Source organism: Streptomyces sp. JLBG701 (assembly GCF_058544905.1).
This window is the reverse complement of record NZ_CM178588.1, coordinates 5,188,074-5,203,470: the sequence shown is the minus strand read 5'-3', so window position 1 is coordinate 5,203,470 and position 15,397 is coordinate 5,188,074. Positions and strand designations below refer to the sequence as shown.

The following is a 15,397-nucleotide window of genomic DNA, read 5'->3' as shown; positions in this document are numbered from 1 at the left end:
CGGATGTTCTGTCGTCCACGGTGGCCTCGCCCCCTCCTCGCGACCATTCGCCATTCCGCGAATCCTTCCGACCCCGGTCTCCCTTGAACGGGCGTACTTTCGAAGCAGGTCGAAGCAGGTTGGGGCTGTGGAACTGGGGTGCGCCGTCATGAGCCGTCACTCGATCACCGAGCGCCACATGCGGGCGATGCTCGACGTCATCGACGAGGCGCGGCACGACAAGGGGGACGAGGTTCCGCCGCGGTCGTTGCTGGAGGGGCTGGGGCGGTTGGTGCCCTGCGACCTGGCGGAGTTCGGCGAGGTGGATCTGCCTGCCCGGTGTTTCTTCGGGGACCAGGAGGTGGAGTACGGGGGGCACTACCCCATGCCGGACAGCGAGGTCTGGTGGCGCTTCAAGCACCAGCATCCCCACTGCGTCGCGGTCGAGCACAGCCACGGTGATCTAGAGGTCTCCCAGCTGTCGGACTGGATGGCCACGCGGGAGTTCCGGAACCTGGCCCTCTACACCGACTACTTACGCCCCTTCCCCAACATGCTCGTGGCGCCCCTGCCCACCGCTCCCGGCCGCATCCGCATGTACACCTTCAGCCGCGAGCGCACCCGCCCCTTCACCGAACGGGACCGGCTCACACTGGAGTTGATGCGCCCGCATCTCTACGCCATCTACCGCGAGGCCGCCCGGCGGCGGCAGACGCCCGTGCGGTTGACGCTCCGCGAGCTCGACGTCATGCGTGCCGTGGCGAACGGCCTGAGCAACGACGCCATCGCCCGGCAGATCGTGGTGGAGCCGAGCACGGTCCGCAAACACCTGGAGAACGTCTACCGCAAGCTCGGGGTGTCCAGCCGTACGGCCGCTGTCGCGAGGCTGTTTCCCGAGACGCCGTGACATCGGAGTCCGCCCTGCCGGATTCCAGGGCACTTTTCGCGCCATGCATCTTCGGCGGCCGGGCGGGCAGGAGGTCGGGCGGGTCATCCGGTCCCCCGCGCGCGGTACCTTCATCGCGACGCCGATGAGGAGAGTGAAGGTACGTGAGTAAGTTCGTGCGGCCGGCTGCCGAGGGGGCGGACCCCTTCGGGACGGCCCGCCTGCGCCGCGGCGTACTCGACGCCTGGGCCACCAGCCCCGCCCGTTTCCGCGAGGACGCCAACGCCGAGGAGGATCTCGTCCTCGGTGGGTATCGGGACCGGCTTGTCGTCGAGCTCGCTCAGAATGCCGCCGATGCCGCCGCCCGGGCCGGAGTCCCCGGTCGCCTCCGCCTCACCCTCCGCGACGGGGTTCTCTTCGCCGCCAACACCGGCGCCCCCCTGGACGCGGCCGGCGTCGAGTCCCTCTCCACCCTCCGCGCCTCCGCCAAACGCGACAGCCACGACAGCGCGATCGGCCGCTTCGGCGTCGGTTTCGCCGCCGTCATCGCCGTCACCGACGAGCCCGCAGTCGTCGGCCGGCACGGTGGCGTCCGCTGGTCCCTCGCCGAGGCCCGTGACAACGCCGCGGACACTGCCCGCCACAGCCCCGGGCTCGGCGACGAGATCCGCCGTCGCGACGGGCACATCCCCCTCCTCCGGCTGCCCTTCGCCGCCGAGGGGACCGCCCCCGACCCGTACGACACGGTCGTCATCCTCCCCCTCCGCGACACCGCCGCCGCCGATCTCGCCGAGCGGCTGCTCAACGCCGTCGATGATGCTCTGCTCCTCGCCCTGCCTGGGCTGGAAGAAGTCGTGGTCGAGGTCGGCGGCGACGAGCCCCGCACCCTCCGCCGCCGCACCGACGGCAACCTCACCGTCGTAGAGGACACCCGGGACGGGATCACCCACTGGCGGGCCCTCTCCTCGCACGGGCCGCTCACCGCCGAGCTGCTTGCCGATCGGCCCGTCGAGGAGCGGTTGCGGCCGCACTGGTCCGTCACCTGGGCCGTTCCCGTCGACGCCGACGGGACTCCTGCCCGGCCCCGCACCAGCCCCGTCGTCCACGCGCCCACCCCCAGCGACGAGCCCCTCGGTGTGCCCGCGCTCCTCATCGCCTCCTTCCCCCTCGACACCACCCGGCGGCACGTCGCGCCCGGGCCGCTCACCGACTTCCTCGTGCAGCGGGCGGCCGACTCCTACGCCGAACTGCTCGCCGACTGGCGGCCGGTGACCGCCGGGATCATCGACCTCGTGCCCGGGGCCCTGGGGAAGGGTGAGCTCGACGGTTCGTTGCGCTCCGCCATCCTTGAGCGTCTTCCCCGTACTTCATTCCTTCCTCCCGCCCTCACTCCCGCCGCCGACGACTCCGAGCTTCCCGAGTCCCTCCGGCCGCGCGATGCCGAGGTGGTGGAGGGTGCTGGTGTCGACACCGTGCGTGTTCTCGCCGAGGTGCTGCCCACCCTGCTGCCCGCCGGGCTCGAACGGCGCGTGGAACTGCGGACGTTGGGCGTCGCGCGGGTTCGGCTGGCCGACGCCGTCGACCGGCTGGCCGGGCTGGAGAAGGATCCGGACTGGTGGTGGCGGCTCTACGACAGCCTCGCGGGCGTTGATCCGGATCGGCTGTCCGGGCTGCCCGTGCCGCTGGCCGACGGGCGGACCACCATCGGGCCTCGGCAGGTTCTGCTGCCCACCCCGGCCGCCGTTCGTATCGAGCCCGAGGTGCTCGCCCGGCTCGGGCTCAAGGTCGCCCATCCCGACGCCGCGCACCCTCTCCTGGAGAAGCTCGGCGCCCTGCCCGCCACACCCCGCGCCGTGCTCACCACCCCGCAGGTGCGGGCAGCCGTCGCCGCCTCGCTGGATGACGAGGGCGGGATCGCCTGGGAGGAAGAGGGCCCGGACGCCGAGGAGTTGGCCGACACCGTCCTCGCGCTCGTCCGGGACGCAGGCCTCGAACCCGGTGACGAACCCTGGCTCGGCGCCCTCGCCCTCCCCGACGAGGACGGCGAACTGGCCCCGGCTGGTGAGCTGGTGCTGCCCGGCAGCCCCTTCTCCCAGGTCATCCGGGAGGGCGAACTCGCCGCCGTCGACTCCGAGTTGGCCGAGAAGTGGGGTCAGCAGCCGCTGGCCGCCTGCGGGGTCCTCGCCAACTTCGCCCTCGTACGGGCCACGGACGTCGTCCTCGACCCCGACGAACTGGAGCCGCGGGACAGCGACTTCGCCGAACCCGACGACGCCGGGCTGCTGGACGCCGTCGACGTCTGGTCCGAGGACATCCTCGACCGGTTCCCGGACTCGCCCGTACCGCCCGTCGCCACCGAGCTGGTCGCCGTACGCGACCTGGACCTCGTCGACGAAGACCGCTGGCCGCAGGCCCTCGCCCTGCTCGCCCAGCCGCCCCTGCGCGACGCGATCACCCAGCCCGTACGGATCCTGCTGCCGGACGGCACCCATGAGGTCGTACGGCCTTACACCGCCTGGTGGTTGCGCGGAAACCCCGTGCTCGACGGACGGCGGCCGGCCGGGCTGCTCGCCTCCGGTGGCGATCCGCTGCTGCGCGGGCTGTACGACGAGGCCGACGCGACCGGGTTCGACGACGAGCAGGTGCTGCGGGCGTTGGGCGTACGGACGTCCGTGGCCGCGTTGCTCGACGAACCGGGCGGTGCCGCCGAACTGCTCGACCGGCTCGCCGACCCCGGCCGGGAGGTGAGCGGGTCCCAACTGCACGCCCTCTACGGTGCGTTGGCCGACCTGGACCCGGAGCAGGTGACCCTGCCGGACGATCTGCGGGCCGTCGTCGACGGTGACGTCACCGTCGTGGACGCGGCCGACGCCATGGTCGTCGACTCGCCCGACCTGCTGCCCTTCACCGACGGGGTCCCGCTGCTGCCCGTACGGCCGTCGCGGGCCGCCGAGTTGGCCGAGCTGTTCCAGGTGCGGCGGCTGAGCGAGTCCGTCACCGGGGAGGTCGACTCCCAGGGCGTCGAGCACGACGTACCGGAGTCCGTGCGGGTGCTGCTCGGGCCGGCGACCCCGACGACGTACGTCGAGCACGAGGAACTCGTCGTCGACGGGGTCGAGTTGGACTGGCGGCGCACCCGCGACGGTGTCCTGCACGCCTCCACGCTGGAAGGCGTCGCCGCCGGGCTCGCCTGGGCGGCCGGGCAGTGGCCGCGCCGCTTCGAGGTCGCGGCGCTGCTGGAGGATCCGTCCCGGACGGAGGAGTTGGCGCGGGACCGTTGGTTCGACTGAGAGGGACCTTGCGGTCACGGGTCGTGATCCCCGGAATTTCCGCACGGATTTCTCACCAGTCGTACAACCATTCCCCACCCTCGTGAATCTGATCAGGTGAGTCATCCAGACTCACCGATCACTTGGGCCCCGCACGCGACCACGAGCCGTGTGGAACGACGGGCGTCGGGGCCCCTTCCACGTGGGGAACGCATGCGCATTCGAGCCACTGTGGCCGCCGTCACCGGCGCCCTGGCCCTGTCCGCCTTCGTCGTACCGGCCGCGCAGGCCGCCTCTCCGGGGGCCGCGAGCCTGGAGCTGCCGAGCGCCGCCGAGCAGTTCGGCGTCTCGTCCAACTCGGCCTTCGCCACGGCCGAGGCCCTGCCGACCGTGTCCAACGTGACCGTCAACTCCGGCAAGGCCGTCGCCGTCGGCGCCACCGCCGCCAAGAAGTTCACGGTGTCCCTCACCGCCAGCCACGCCAGTGGTATCTACGGCGCGGTCGTCTTCCTGTGGCACGGCGCGGACCAGGAGCACGTGGACGGTTTCCTCGGGTCGGACGAGGAGACCGCCGCCTGCACCGCCACCAGCGCCACCACATCGACGTGCAAGGCCACCATCACCGCGCTGCCGGGGACCGACCTGTACAAGAACGCCCTGGCCGGCACCTGGAAGGTGTACACCGCCGCCATCTCGAACGACGGCGACCTGTACGAGAACTACGCCCAGAAGACCGCCAAGGTCCAGCGCCTCTCGAAGCTCACGGTCAACGCCGCGCCCGAGCCGGTGAAGAAGGGCAAGACCATCACGGTCACCGGCAAGCTGTCGCGCGCCAACTGGGAAACCGGCACGTACTCCGGTTACGCCACCCAGCCGGTCACGCTCCAGTTCCGCAAGAAGAGCGTCACCAGCTACACCAACGTCAAGGGCATCAAGTCCACCTCGACGGGCGCCCTGAAGACCACGACGACCGCGAGCGTCGACGGCTACTACCGCTTCACCTACGCGGGTTCCGCGACCACCTCGGCTGTCAGCGCCACGGGTGACTACATCGACGTTCAGTAGCAGTTCGCCACCGCAGTAATCAGCCAGCAATAGCCAGCGGACGGGGGTGCCTTCCGGCACCCCCGTCCGTCATCTCCACGTGGGGGAAAACAACATGCGCATTCGTGCCACCGTGGCCGCCGTCTCCGGCGCCCTGGCCCTCTCCGCCCTCGCCGTGCCGGCCGCGCAGGCCGACGGCAGCACCTCGTACAGCCCGGCCGACGTCAAGAAGTCCGTCGAGGCCGTACGCCAGGCGGCCTCCGGCAACTCCACCTTCGCGGCCTCCGACGTCACGGGCACGCCGTACGCCCTGGACCTCTCCTTCTCCAACGTGAAGGTCAACAGCGGCAAGCCGATCGTTGTCGGCACGACCGCGCAGGTCACCGTGCCGGTGACCTACACGGTCACGCACGGCGAGGAAGTCGACCTCACCTCCTCCGACTTCTATATGGACGTCGAGATCTACCGCGGCTCGTACGACGACCCCAGCGACCTGCTGTGGGGCGAAGACTGGCCGGTCTGCACCGCCACGTCGACGACCGTCGCCACGTGCAAGGGCACCATCGACATCTACCCGGACTTCGGCGAGCTCACCAACGACGATGCCACCACCTGGAAGGTCGGCGGCTACGCGATCGACTCCGGAGACCAGGACCTGTTGTCCGAGGACCTCGACCTGAACAAGGTCGGTTACGCCCAGCAGGACACCCTGGGCACCACCAAGCTCCAGCGCAAGTCCAAGCTGACGGTCAACGCCGCCCCGGAGCCGGTCGTGAAGGGCAAGACCATCACGGTCACGGGCAAGCTGTCCCGCGCCAACTGGGAGACCAACAAGTACGCGGGTTACTCCACCCAGTCGGTGATCCTTCAGTTCCGCAAGAAGGGCACCACCAACTACGTGAACGTCAAGGGGATCAAGTCCTCCACGACGGGCGCGCTGAAGACCACGACCAAGGCGACGGTCGACGGTTACTACCGCTTCCAGTTCAAGGGCACCTCGACCACCCCGGCGGTCACCGTCGCGGGCGACTACGTCGACGTGAAGTAGTTCTCTGTGCCCGGCCCCGGGGAGTTGAGCCCCCGGGGCCGAGCCATGTCCCATGCATGTACAACGGCTTCGTCATCCGTACACAAAATTCATCCGGTCGCGCACAACCAGTCCCACCCGTCACATATCTGATCAGATGAGTCAACAGACTCCTCGATCACTCTTGGGGACTCCCATGCGCATACGTGCCACTGTGGCCGCCGTCTCCGGCGCCCTGGCTCTCTCCGCCTTCGTCGTGCCGGCCGCGCACGCCGCCGACGCCTCCTCCGGCAACTCCGCGTTCAGCTCCGCGGCCGCCGACGCCGTCGGCTCCGCCGCGGACGCCGCCGCGACGCTCGACGTGACCTTCTCCAACGTGAAGGTCAACAACGGCAAGAACATCGTCGTCGGTGCCACCGGCACGTACACCGTCCCGGCCACGTACACCGTGACGCACCCCGCCGACCTCGACCCCAGCACCTTCTACAGCGGGCCGGCGATCTACCGCGGTACCACGATCGACGCCGCAACCAACATGATCATCAGTGACGACCCGGGCACCTGCACCGCCGCGTCGACGACCGTGCTCAACTGCACGGCCACCATCTACGTCCGCCCGGGCGACGGCGACCTGCTGAACTCCGAGGCCGGCACCTGGAAGATCGGCGGCGTCGCGGTCCTCAAGGACGGCACCGACTACAAGCTCCAGGGCGACCTCGGCACCCGCAAGGTCCTGCGCACCGCCAAGCTCACGGTCAACGCCGCCCCCGAGCCGGTGGTGAAGGGCAAGACCATCACGGTCACCGGCAAGCTGACCCGCGCCAACTGGGAGTCCAACACCTACTCGGCCTACGGCACGCAGTCGGTGATCCTCCAGTTCCGCAAGGCGGGCACCACCAACTACGTGAACGTCAAGGGCATCAAGTCCTCCTCGACGGGCGCCCTCAAGACCACGACCACCGCGTCGGTCGACGGCTACTACCGCTTCACCTTCGCGGGCACCGCCACCACGGCCGCGGCCAGCGTCGCGGGTGACTACGTCGACGTGCAGTAGCAGTAGCAGCAGTAACTGACGGAGGCCGAGTGGGAACGGCTGCGGCTGTTCCCACCGGTCAGGAATCCGGCCTTACCAAATGGATCATGCTCGCCTACCCTGATCTTCTGCCCCCATCGGGGCACAACCGTCGTATTCATTCCAGGGTGGGGGAGCTCTGTGACCACGAACAATCCGGCGCCGAACGACAGAAGACCGCTCAGTCTGCGCGCCAAGGTGGGGGTCGTCGCCGTTCCCGTCGGCATCATCGCCGTTGTCGGCGCCGTCGTGGCGGGGATCCTGGACTCCGAGGGGTATCTGCCGGGCGGCGCCATGGTCCGCGCCTGGGAAACCCCGCGTGACCTCAACGCGGCCGACCACGGCAACGGCGGCTGGCTGGTCGACGACACCGTGATCCGCACCCGCTTCGACGCGGTGACCGGCTTCGACGCGGCCACCGGCAAGGAACGCTGGGAGTACGTCGTGCCGGGCCGCGCCGAGATCTGCGCGGTCAGCTCCGCCGCCGCCGACGGCATCGGCCTGATCGCCTATGGCGAGGACGGCGACCTGGAGAAGGGCGCGGGCTGCGGCACCGCCGCCGCGATCGACCTGAAGACCGGCGACGAGTTGTGGCACACCCCGGTCGCCCCCAACTCCGGCACCCTTCAGGAGGAACCGGACCTGGTCGCGGTGGGCGGCGGGCTCGCGGTGCTGCGCGACAGCGACCCGGACTGGGCCTTCGAGGCGGACGAGTACGACGAGCCCGAGGAGCGGCTGGCCGGCACGAAGGCGCTGCGTGCCGTGGACGCCCGTACCGGAAAGGCGCGTTGGAAGGCAGCCGTACCCAAGGGCTGTGTGCCGTACCGGGTTTCGGCGTCCGAGACGCAGGTCCTCGCCGTACTGGCCTGCGATCTCACGGACTTGAGGCTGGCCGCCTTCGACCCGGCCGACGGCACCCTGCGCTGGGACGCGCCGCTCGACGCCCGGCGCAGTGTCGCCGTCGACGCCGCGGTCTCCGTCTACTCGGCGGACCCGCCGGTCGTGCAGGTCGCGGAGAGCGTGGAGCGCGGTGTGCACGCCTTCCTCGCCTTCGCGGCGGACGGCGAGCCGCAGGGGCGGATCGAGTTCAACGGCGAGTACGGCGAGATCTACGCGGACGAGTCCCGGGGCAAGGTCGCGGTGTACGACGGGAAGTTGTACGCGGTCGCCGCATACCCGTACAGGGCCTACACCTACGACCAGCTCGTCGCCTTCGACCTGAAGAGCGGCGACGAGGTGTGGCGCGCGAAGCCGAAGAGGCTCGACTTCTCGGGACTGCACGCGGGCGGCGGCCGGGTCACCGCCGTCTCCGACCCCAACGAGAAGGGCACCTCCGACGACGACCTCTACGTCTTCGACGCGGACAGCGGCGACGAGAGGGACGAGCGGGACTTTCGCGAGGACGTCGACAACGACAGCAATTCGCTGGCCGACCTGCTCGTGTACAAGGACCTGCTGATCACGGTGCGTTGGGGCGACGCCGTACGGCCCCTGTCGGCGTACGAGACATGGTGACCCGGCGTACTTAGCCGCGGCTTCACGCCGGGAAGCGGCGGTCGACCAACTTCCACAGGAACTCAAGGACGACCGCCGCCACCGCCGCGATACCCACCGCGATCCACGGCATCGTCACCCCGACCAGCTTCAGCGCGAAGAAGTCCTGCAGCCACGGCACGACCAGCACCACCAGGAACGCCCCGCCCATCGAGGCCACCAGCGCGATGCGCCACCAGGTGTAGGGGCGGGCGACGATCGCCAGCACCCACATCGAGATCAGGAACAGCGTGAGCGTCGCGGCGCTCGTCTCCGCGTCCAACGCGCCGCTCCCCGTGTAGTAGTGACGGGCGATCAGATACGTCGCGAAGGTGGCCACCCCGGCCAGCACCCCGCCCGGGATCGAGTACCGCATGACCCGCCGTACGAAGTGGGGTTTCGCGCGTTCCTTGTTGGGGGCGAGGGCGAGGAAGAAGGCCGGGATGCCGATGGTGAGGGTGGACAGCAGCGTCAAGTGCCTTGGCAGGAAGGGGTATTCGATCCGCCAGCACACCACGAGGACGGCCAGCAGCACCGAGTAGACCGTCTTCACCAGGAACAGCGTGGCGACCCGGGTGATGTTGCCGATCACCCGCCGGCCCTCGGCGACGACCGACGGCAGGGTCGCGAAGCTGTTGTTGAGCAGCACGATCTGCGCGACGGCCCGGGTGGCCTCGGAGCCGGACCCCATGGAGACGCCGATGTCGGCGTCCTTGAGGGCCAGTACGTCGTTCACCCCGTCGCCGGTCATCGCGACCGTGTGCCCGCGTGACTGCAACGCGCCCACCATGTCCCGCTTCTGCTGCGGGGTGACCCGCCCGAACACCGTGCCCTCGTCCAGGGCGGTCGCCATCTCCTCCTGTTCGGAGGGCAGTTGGCGGGCATCTACGACGTTTCCGGTGAGCCCGAGCTTTCCCGCCACAGCACCGACCGACACCGCGTTGTCCCCGGAGATGACCTTGGCGTGGACGTTCTGGTCGGCGAAGTAGCGCAGGGTGTCGCCGGCGTCGGGGCGCAGCCGCTGCTCCAGTACGACGAGGGCGGTGGGCCGGGCGCCCTTGGCCGGCTCGGGATCGTCGAGGTCGCGGCGGGCGCGGGCGAGGAGCAGGACGCGCAGGCCCTGTTCGTTGAGCCGCTCGGTCTCGGCGAGGGCGGCGGCGCCGGCGGGGATGTCGGGGGAGAGCAACACGTCGGGCGCGCCGAGCAGCCAGGTGCTGATCTCGCCGTTGCCCTCGCTGAAGGAGGCCCCGCTGTACTTGCGGGCGGAGGAGAAGGGGAGGGATTCGGTGCAGCGCCACTCCTCTACGTCCGGGTAGGCGTCGATGATGGCCTGGAGGGAGGCGTTCGGGCGCGGGTCGGATTCCCCGAGGGCGCCGAGCACCTTCCGTACGTAGGTCTCGTCGGCCCCGTCGAGGGCCCGTAGCTCGGTGACGTCCATGCCGCCCTCGGTGAGGGTGCCGGTCTTGTCGAGGCAGACGGTGTCGACGCGGGCGAGGCCCTCGATGGCGGGGAGTTCCTGGACGAGGCACTGTTTTCGGCCAAGTCGGATGACGCCGATGGCGAAGGCGACCGAGGTGAGCAGGACGAGCCCCTCGGGGACCATGGGGACGATTCCGCCGACCGTGCGGGCGATGGAGTCCTTGAGGTCGTTGTCCTTGACGACGAGCTGGGTGACGACCAGGCCGAGGGCGGCCGGGATCATCATCCACATCACGTACTTGAGGATCGTCGAGATGCCCGTACGCAGTTCGGAATGGACGAGGGTGAAGCGGGAGGCTTCTTCGGCGAGTTGGGCGGCGTAGGCCTCGCGCCCGACCTTCGTCGCCTTGAAGGCGCCGCCGCCGGCGACGACGAAGCTGCCGGACATGACCTCGTCCCCCGGCCGCTTGACGACGGGGTCGGCCTCGCCGGTGAGCAGCGACTCGTCGATCTCAAGCCCCTCGGCCTCGACACACTCTCCGTCGACGACGATCTTGTCGCCGGGCCCGATCTCCATGAGGTCGTCCAGCACGATCGCGGAGGTGCTGACCTCGGAGGCGATCCCGTCCCGCCGTACGGTGGGCCGGGCCTCCCCGATCACGGCGAGGGAGTCGAGGGTCTTCTTGGCCCGCCACTCCTGGATGATGCCGATGCCGGTGTTGGCGAGGATGACGTACCCGAAGAGGCTGTCCTGGAACGGCGCGACGGCCATCATGACCAGCCAGAGCGCGCCGATGATCGCGTTGAACCGGGTGAAGACGTTGGCGCGCACGATCTCGCCCATGGAGCGACTGCTGCGCACCGGTACGTCGTTGACCTCCCCGCGCGCGACCCGCTCCGCGACCTCGGCGGCGGTGAGCCCGGTCGCCCGCGAGGGCGCGGGCAGGGGAAGGGGATGCACAGGGTCGAGTTCGGCGCCCGCGTCGGTGTGCGTCATGCATTCGACGGTACGTGCGGATTTGCGGCTTCACCCGCCGAGTGCACGGAAGATCCGACCAGAGGACGAGGAGCGCGGGGCGGAATGATGCCGTGGTTGTAGACCGGGTGTACGGCGGCCCTAGGGGGTCTGTACGGCAGCCCTAGGGGTCGTTACGGGCTCTCTACGGCATCCGCCGCACCCTCGGCGGCAGCCCGCTTGATCGCAGCGTCGCGCTTCCTGACGTACCAGGTGCCGTACACGCCGAGGCCGGCGCCCGCGAGGCAGGTCCACAGCCACCACAGGTGGCCGTGGTCGTCGAGCCAGCCGTAGAAGGGGAGCTGCACCACGAAGAGGGCGAACCAGAGGATCGTGCCACCCGTGATGGTGGCGACGACGGGGCCCTCCAGGGGCTCCGGTGCCTCGTGTGTCGGTGTCCACTTCGCAGCCATGCGCACAGCTTACGAGGCGGTCACATCTACGCGCGGAGATGGCTCTCCCGGGACTCATATGTTCATACTGAAACGGTTTGCGTCTGTCCACTTCTGCTCGTAGGAACATCCAATGCACACCGCCCTCGACCGCTACTTCAAGATCTCCGAGCGGGGCAGCAGCCTGCCCCGCGAGATCCGGGGCGGCTTCGCCACCTTCTTCGCGATGGCCTACATCATCGTGCTGAACCCGATCATTCTCGGCAGCGCGAAGGACATGTACGGACACCAGCTCGACAACGGTCAGCTGGTCACCGCCACCGCCGTCACCGCGGCGTTCACGACGCTCCTCATGGGTGTCGTCGGCAACGTGCCGATCGCGCTGGCCGCCGGCCTCGGCGTGAACTCGGTCGTCGCCCTCCAGCTCGCGCCGCGCATGTCGTGGCCGGACGCGATGGGCATGGTCGTGCTCGCCGGCTTCATCGTGATGCTGCTGGTCGCCACCGGTCTGCGTGAGCGCGTCATGAACGCCGTGCCGTACGGCCTGCGCAAGGCCATCTCCATCGGTATCGGCCTGTTCATCATGCTGATCGGCCTCGTGGACTCCGGTTTCATCTCCCGCATCCCGGACGTCGCGCAGACCACGGTCCCGCTCCAGCTCGGCGCCGACGGTCACCTCAACGGCTGGCCGGTGCTGATCTTCATCCTCGGCTCGCTGCTGACGCTCGCGCTGATCGTGCGCAAGGTGTCCGGCGCGATCCTCATCTCGATCGTCACGATGACCGTCCTGGCCGTCGTCATCAACGCCGTCGCGGACATCTCCACCTGGGGCCTGACCACCCCGAAGTGGCCCGGCAACCCGGTCGCCAGCCCCGACTTCGGCCTCATCGGCGAGGTCAGCCTCTTCGGCGGCTTCTCCAAGGTCGGCGTGCTGACCGGCGTCCTGTTCGTCTTCACGGTCCTGCTGTCGTGCTTCTTCGACGCGATGGGCACGATCATGGGCGTCAGCGACGAGGCCAAGCTGACCGACGCCCAGGGCCAGATGCCCGGTATCAACAAGGTCCTCTTCGTCGACGGCATCGCGGTCGCCGCGGGCGGCGCCAGCTCCTCCTCGGCCACGACCTGCTTCGTGGAGTCCACGGCGGGCGTCGGAGAGGGTGCGCGCACCGGCTTCGCCAATGTCGTCACCGGCGCGCTGTTCGCCGTAGCCCTCTTCCTGACACCCGTCGCCACGATGGTCCCGTCCCAGGCCGCCACCCCGGCCCTGCTCGCGGTCGGTTTCCTGATCCTGGCCGGTTCGGTCAAGGAGATCGACTGGGCCGACTACACGATCGCGATGCCGGCCTTCATCACGATGGTGATGATGCCGTTCACCTACTCCATCACCAACGGTATCGGGATGGGCTTCATCACGTTCGTGGTGCTGCGCCTGGCCGCCGGGCGGGGCAAGGAGATCCCGGTCGCGATGTACGTCGTCTCCGCCGTCTTCGCCTTCTACTACCTGATGCCGGCGCTGGGCCTGACCTGATCCTGGCGGTCATGTGATGCTCGCGCTCACGTGACCCCGTAGAACTTCTCCGTCTCCTCGACGGCGGTCTGGAACCGCTCGTCGAAGTCGTCCCGAATGAGCGTCCGGACCACATAGTCCTGGACGCTCATTCCCCTTTTCGCCGCATGGTCCCGGAGCCGGTCGAGCAGCTCCCCGTCTATCCGCAGACTGAGCACGCTGGTCCCCATGAATACGAGGGTCGCCTCAGGCGCGGGGGCGGTGCGTCACTTTCTGGAATCGACTCACTCATATGGGTGACGAGAGGGTTCAGTGGTCGGCGTCACGGGCATCCACGCGTGTCGGGAGTGGTCTTTAGCGAGAGTAATGAGTTACTCTAAAGAACATGTCGGACCTTAGCCATGGCGACGATGACGCCGCCGTGAACTCCCTGCGATCAGCCGTGATGCGACTGTCGCGTCGACTCAAGCACCAGCGGGTCGACGAGTCGCTGAGCCCCACCGAGATCTCGGTACTGGGCACCCTGGCCCGTTGTGGCAACGCCACCCCGGGCGAACTCGCCCGCAAGGAGCATGTGCAGCCGCCGTCTATGACCCGCATCGTCGCCCTGCTCGAAGCCAAGGGCCTGGTCCGCCTTGAGCCTCACCCCGAGGACCGGCGCCAGAAGGTCGTCACCCAGACCGCCGAGGCCGAGACGATGCTGGAGGAGAGCCGCCGCAAGCGCAACGCCTTCCTCGCCGGCCTGGTCCAGAACCTCGACGAGGACGAGTGGGCGAAACTCCGCGCCGCCGCCCCCGTGCTGGAGAAGCTCGCCCACCTGTAAACAGAGTTTCTGAGGAGGCACCCCTTTGAGTACGGGACCCGGAGCAGACTCCGCACCCGGACCGACCGCCCACTACTCCCCGCCCGCGCCCAACACCCGCTCCTCCATGTTCAGCTCCCTGAAGGTCAGGAACTACCGCCTGTTCTTCATGGGCCAGGTCGTCTCCAACATCGGCACCTGGATGCAGCGCATCGCCCAGGACTGGCTGGTGCTCAGCCTCACCGGCTCCGCCACCGCCGTCGGCGTGACAACGGCCCTGCAGTTCCTGCCGATGCTCCTCTTCGGCCTCTACGGCGGTGTCCTCGTCGACCGCCTCCCCAGGCGCCGCACGCTGCTCTTCACCCAGACCTCCATGGCCGTCACCGGCATCGCGCTCGCGCTGCTCACCCTGACCGGCCACGTCGAGGTCTGGCACGTCTACGTCGCCGCCTTCGCCGTCGGCCTCGCGACCGTCGTCGACAACCCGGCCCGCCAGTCCTTCGTCTCCGAGATGGTCGGCCCGGACCAGCTGCAGAACGCGGTCAGCCTCAACTCCGCGAACTTCCAGTCGGCCCGCCTCATCGGCCCCGCCGTCGCCGGCCTGATGATCACGGGCGTCGGCACCGGCTGGGCGTTCCTCTTCAACGGCCTGTCCTTCGTCGCGCCCCTCACCGGCCTGCTGCTGATGCGCACGCGTGATCTGTACGCCGTCAAGCGGGCCCCGCGCGGGAAGGGGCAGTTGCGGGAGGGACTGCACTACGTCGCCGGGCGCCCCGAGCTGATCTGGACCATCGTCCTGGTCGGGTTCGTCAGCACCTTCGGCTTCAACTTCCCCGTCTACCTCTCGGCCTTCGCCGACGACGTCTTCCACGCGGGCGCGGGCTCCTACAGCCTCTTCAACACGCTGATGGCGGTCGGCTCCCTCGCGGGCGCCCTGCTCGCGGCCCGGCGCGGCACGGCCAAGATGCGGGTGCTGGTCGCGGGCGCGGTGGCCTTCGGCGCGATGGAGATCGTGGCCTCACTCGCCCCGTCCCTGTGGCTGTTCGCCCTGCTCATGGCCCCGATCGGCATGTTCGGCATGACGGTCAACGTCACCGCCAACACCAGCGTCCAACTGAGCACCGACCCGGCCATGCGGGGCCGCGTCATGGCCCTCTACATGATGGTCTTCATGGGCGGGGCCCCGATCGGCGCCCCGATCGCCGGCTGGATCACGGATGCGTACGGCGTCCGGGCTGGCCTTGCGGTGGGCGGCGCGATCGCCGCCGCGTCGGCCGTGGTGATCGGCCTGGTGCTGGCCCGCGTCGGCGACCTGCGGCTGTCGGTCGGCTGGAACAGCGGCCACCCGAAGGTGCGGTTCGTGCCGCGGGGGCGGCAGGGGGAGCGGGGCCAGGAACAGGAAGAGCAGGAGCAGTTGGCAACGGTGGCGTGAGCGCGCGCGGCGTAAGAGGC

The 15,397-nt window shown here is 69.3% G+C and carries 12 protein-coding genes; 9 read left to right on the top strand and 3 right to left on the bottom strand.

What is annotated here, in order from left to right; genetic code table 11:
• Positions 1-148: 148 nt before the first annotated feature.
• From AC5DRG_RS23760 to AC5DRG_RS23735, 6 genes are all read left to right on the top strand, one after another.
• Positions 149-886 carry a helix-turn-helix transcriptional regulator gene (locus AC5DRG_RS23760; RefSeq protein ID WP_491812641.1) on the top strand — a complete coding sequence of 246 codons (738 nt, stop codon included), beginning with the start codon at positions 149-151 and terminating at the stop codon, positions 884-886.
• Positions 887-1,029: 143 nt separating this feature from the next.
• Positions 1,030-4,155 carry a sacsin N-terminal ATP-binding-like domain-containing protein gene (locus AC5DRG_RS23755; protein ID WP_491812640.1) on the top strand — a complete coding sequence of 1,042 codons (3,126 nt, stop codon included), beginning with the start codon at positions 1,030-1,032 and terminating at the stop codon, positions 4,153-4,155.
• Between the two features lie 192 nt (positions 4,156-4,347).
• The gene (locus AC5DRG_RS23750; protein ID WP_491812639.1) at positions 4,348-5,199 is read left to right on the top strand and encodes a DUF5707 domain-containing protein; all 852 of its coding nucleotides are present in this window, start codon (positions 4,348-4,350) and stop codon (positions 5,197-5,199) included.
• A gap of 94 nt (positions 5,200-5,293) precedes the next feature.
• Positions 5,294-6,226 (top strand): hypothetical protein, encoded by a 933-nt coding sequence (locus AC5DRG_RS23745; protein WP_491812638.1) that lies wholly within the window; start codon positions 5,294-5,296, stop codon positions 6,224-6,226.
• Between the two features lie 175 nt (positions 6,227-6,401).
• Positions 6,402-7,259, top strand: a complete 858-nt coding sequence (locus AC5DRG_RS23740) for a hypothetical protein (RefSeq protein WP_491812637.1) — start codon at positions 6,402-6,404, stop codon at positions 7,257-7,259.
• A 159-nt stretch (positions 7,260-7,418) separates the two neighbouring features.
• Positions 7,419-8,792 carry an outer membrane protein assembly factor BamB family protein gene (locus AC5DRG_RS23735; RefSeq protein ID WP_491812636.1) on the top strand — a complete coding sequence of 458 codons (1,374 nt, stop codon included), beginning with the start codon at positions 7,419-7,421 and terminating at the stop codon, positions 8,790-8,792.
• Between the two features lie 22 nt (positions 8,793-8,814).
• On the opposite strand, the gene AC5DRG_RS23730 is transcribed toward AC5DRG_RS23735, so the two are convergent.
• Positions 8,815-11,226, bottom strand: coding sequence for an HAD-IC family P-type ATPase (locus AC5DRG_RS23730; RefSeq protein WP_491812635.1), 2,412 nt, complete (start codon positions 11,224-11,226; stop codon positions 8,815-8,817).
• Between the two features lie 152 nt (positions 11,227-11,378).
• Entirely contained in the window at positions 11,379-11,657 is a 279-nt protein-coding gene (locus tag AC5DRG_RS23725) for a DUF2530 domain-containing protein (RefSeq protein ID WP_491812634.1), read from the bottom strand.
• 112 nt (positions 11,658-11,769) lie between these two features.
• On the opposite strand from AC5DRG_RS23725, the gene AC5DRG_RS23720 reads away from it, so the two are divergent.
• Positions 11,770-13,164, top strand: coding sequence for an NCS2 family permease (locus AC5DRG_RS23720; RefSeq protein ID WP_491812633.1), 1,395 nt, complete (start codon positions 11,770-11,772; stop codon positions 13,162-13,164).
• Positions 13,165-13,190: 26 nt separating this feature from the next.
• Here the strand turns inward: AC5DRG_RS23720 and AC5DRG_RS23715 are convergent, their stop codons facing one another.
• Entirely contained in the window at positions 13,191-13,373 is a 183-nt protein-coding gene (locus AC5DRG_RS23715; RefSeq protein WP_037624226.1) for a hypothetical protein, read from the bottom strand.
• Between the two features lie 155 nt (positions 13,374-13,528).
• Between AC5DRG_RS23715 and AC5DRG_RS23710 the strand changes: the two genes are divergently transcribed.
• Both AC5DRG_RS23710 and AC5DRG_RS23705 read left to right on the top strand, forming a co-directional pair.
• Positions 13,529-13,966 carry a MarR family winged helix-turn-helix transcriptional regulator gene (locus AC5DRG_RS23710; protein WP_491812631.1) on the top strand — a complete coding sequence of 146 codons (438 nt, stop codon included), beginning with the start codon at positions 13,529-13,531 and terminating at the stop codon, positions 13,964-13,966.
• Between the two features lie 25 nt (positions 13,967-13,991).
• A complete protein-coding gene (locus tag AC5DRG_RS23705) occupies positions 13,992-15,377 on the top strand; it encodes an MFS transporter (RefSeq protein WP_491812630.1) in 1,386 nt (461 codons plus the stop codon).
• The last annotated feature ends 20 nt before the right edge of the window (positions 15,378-15,397 follow it).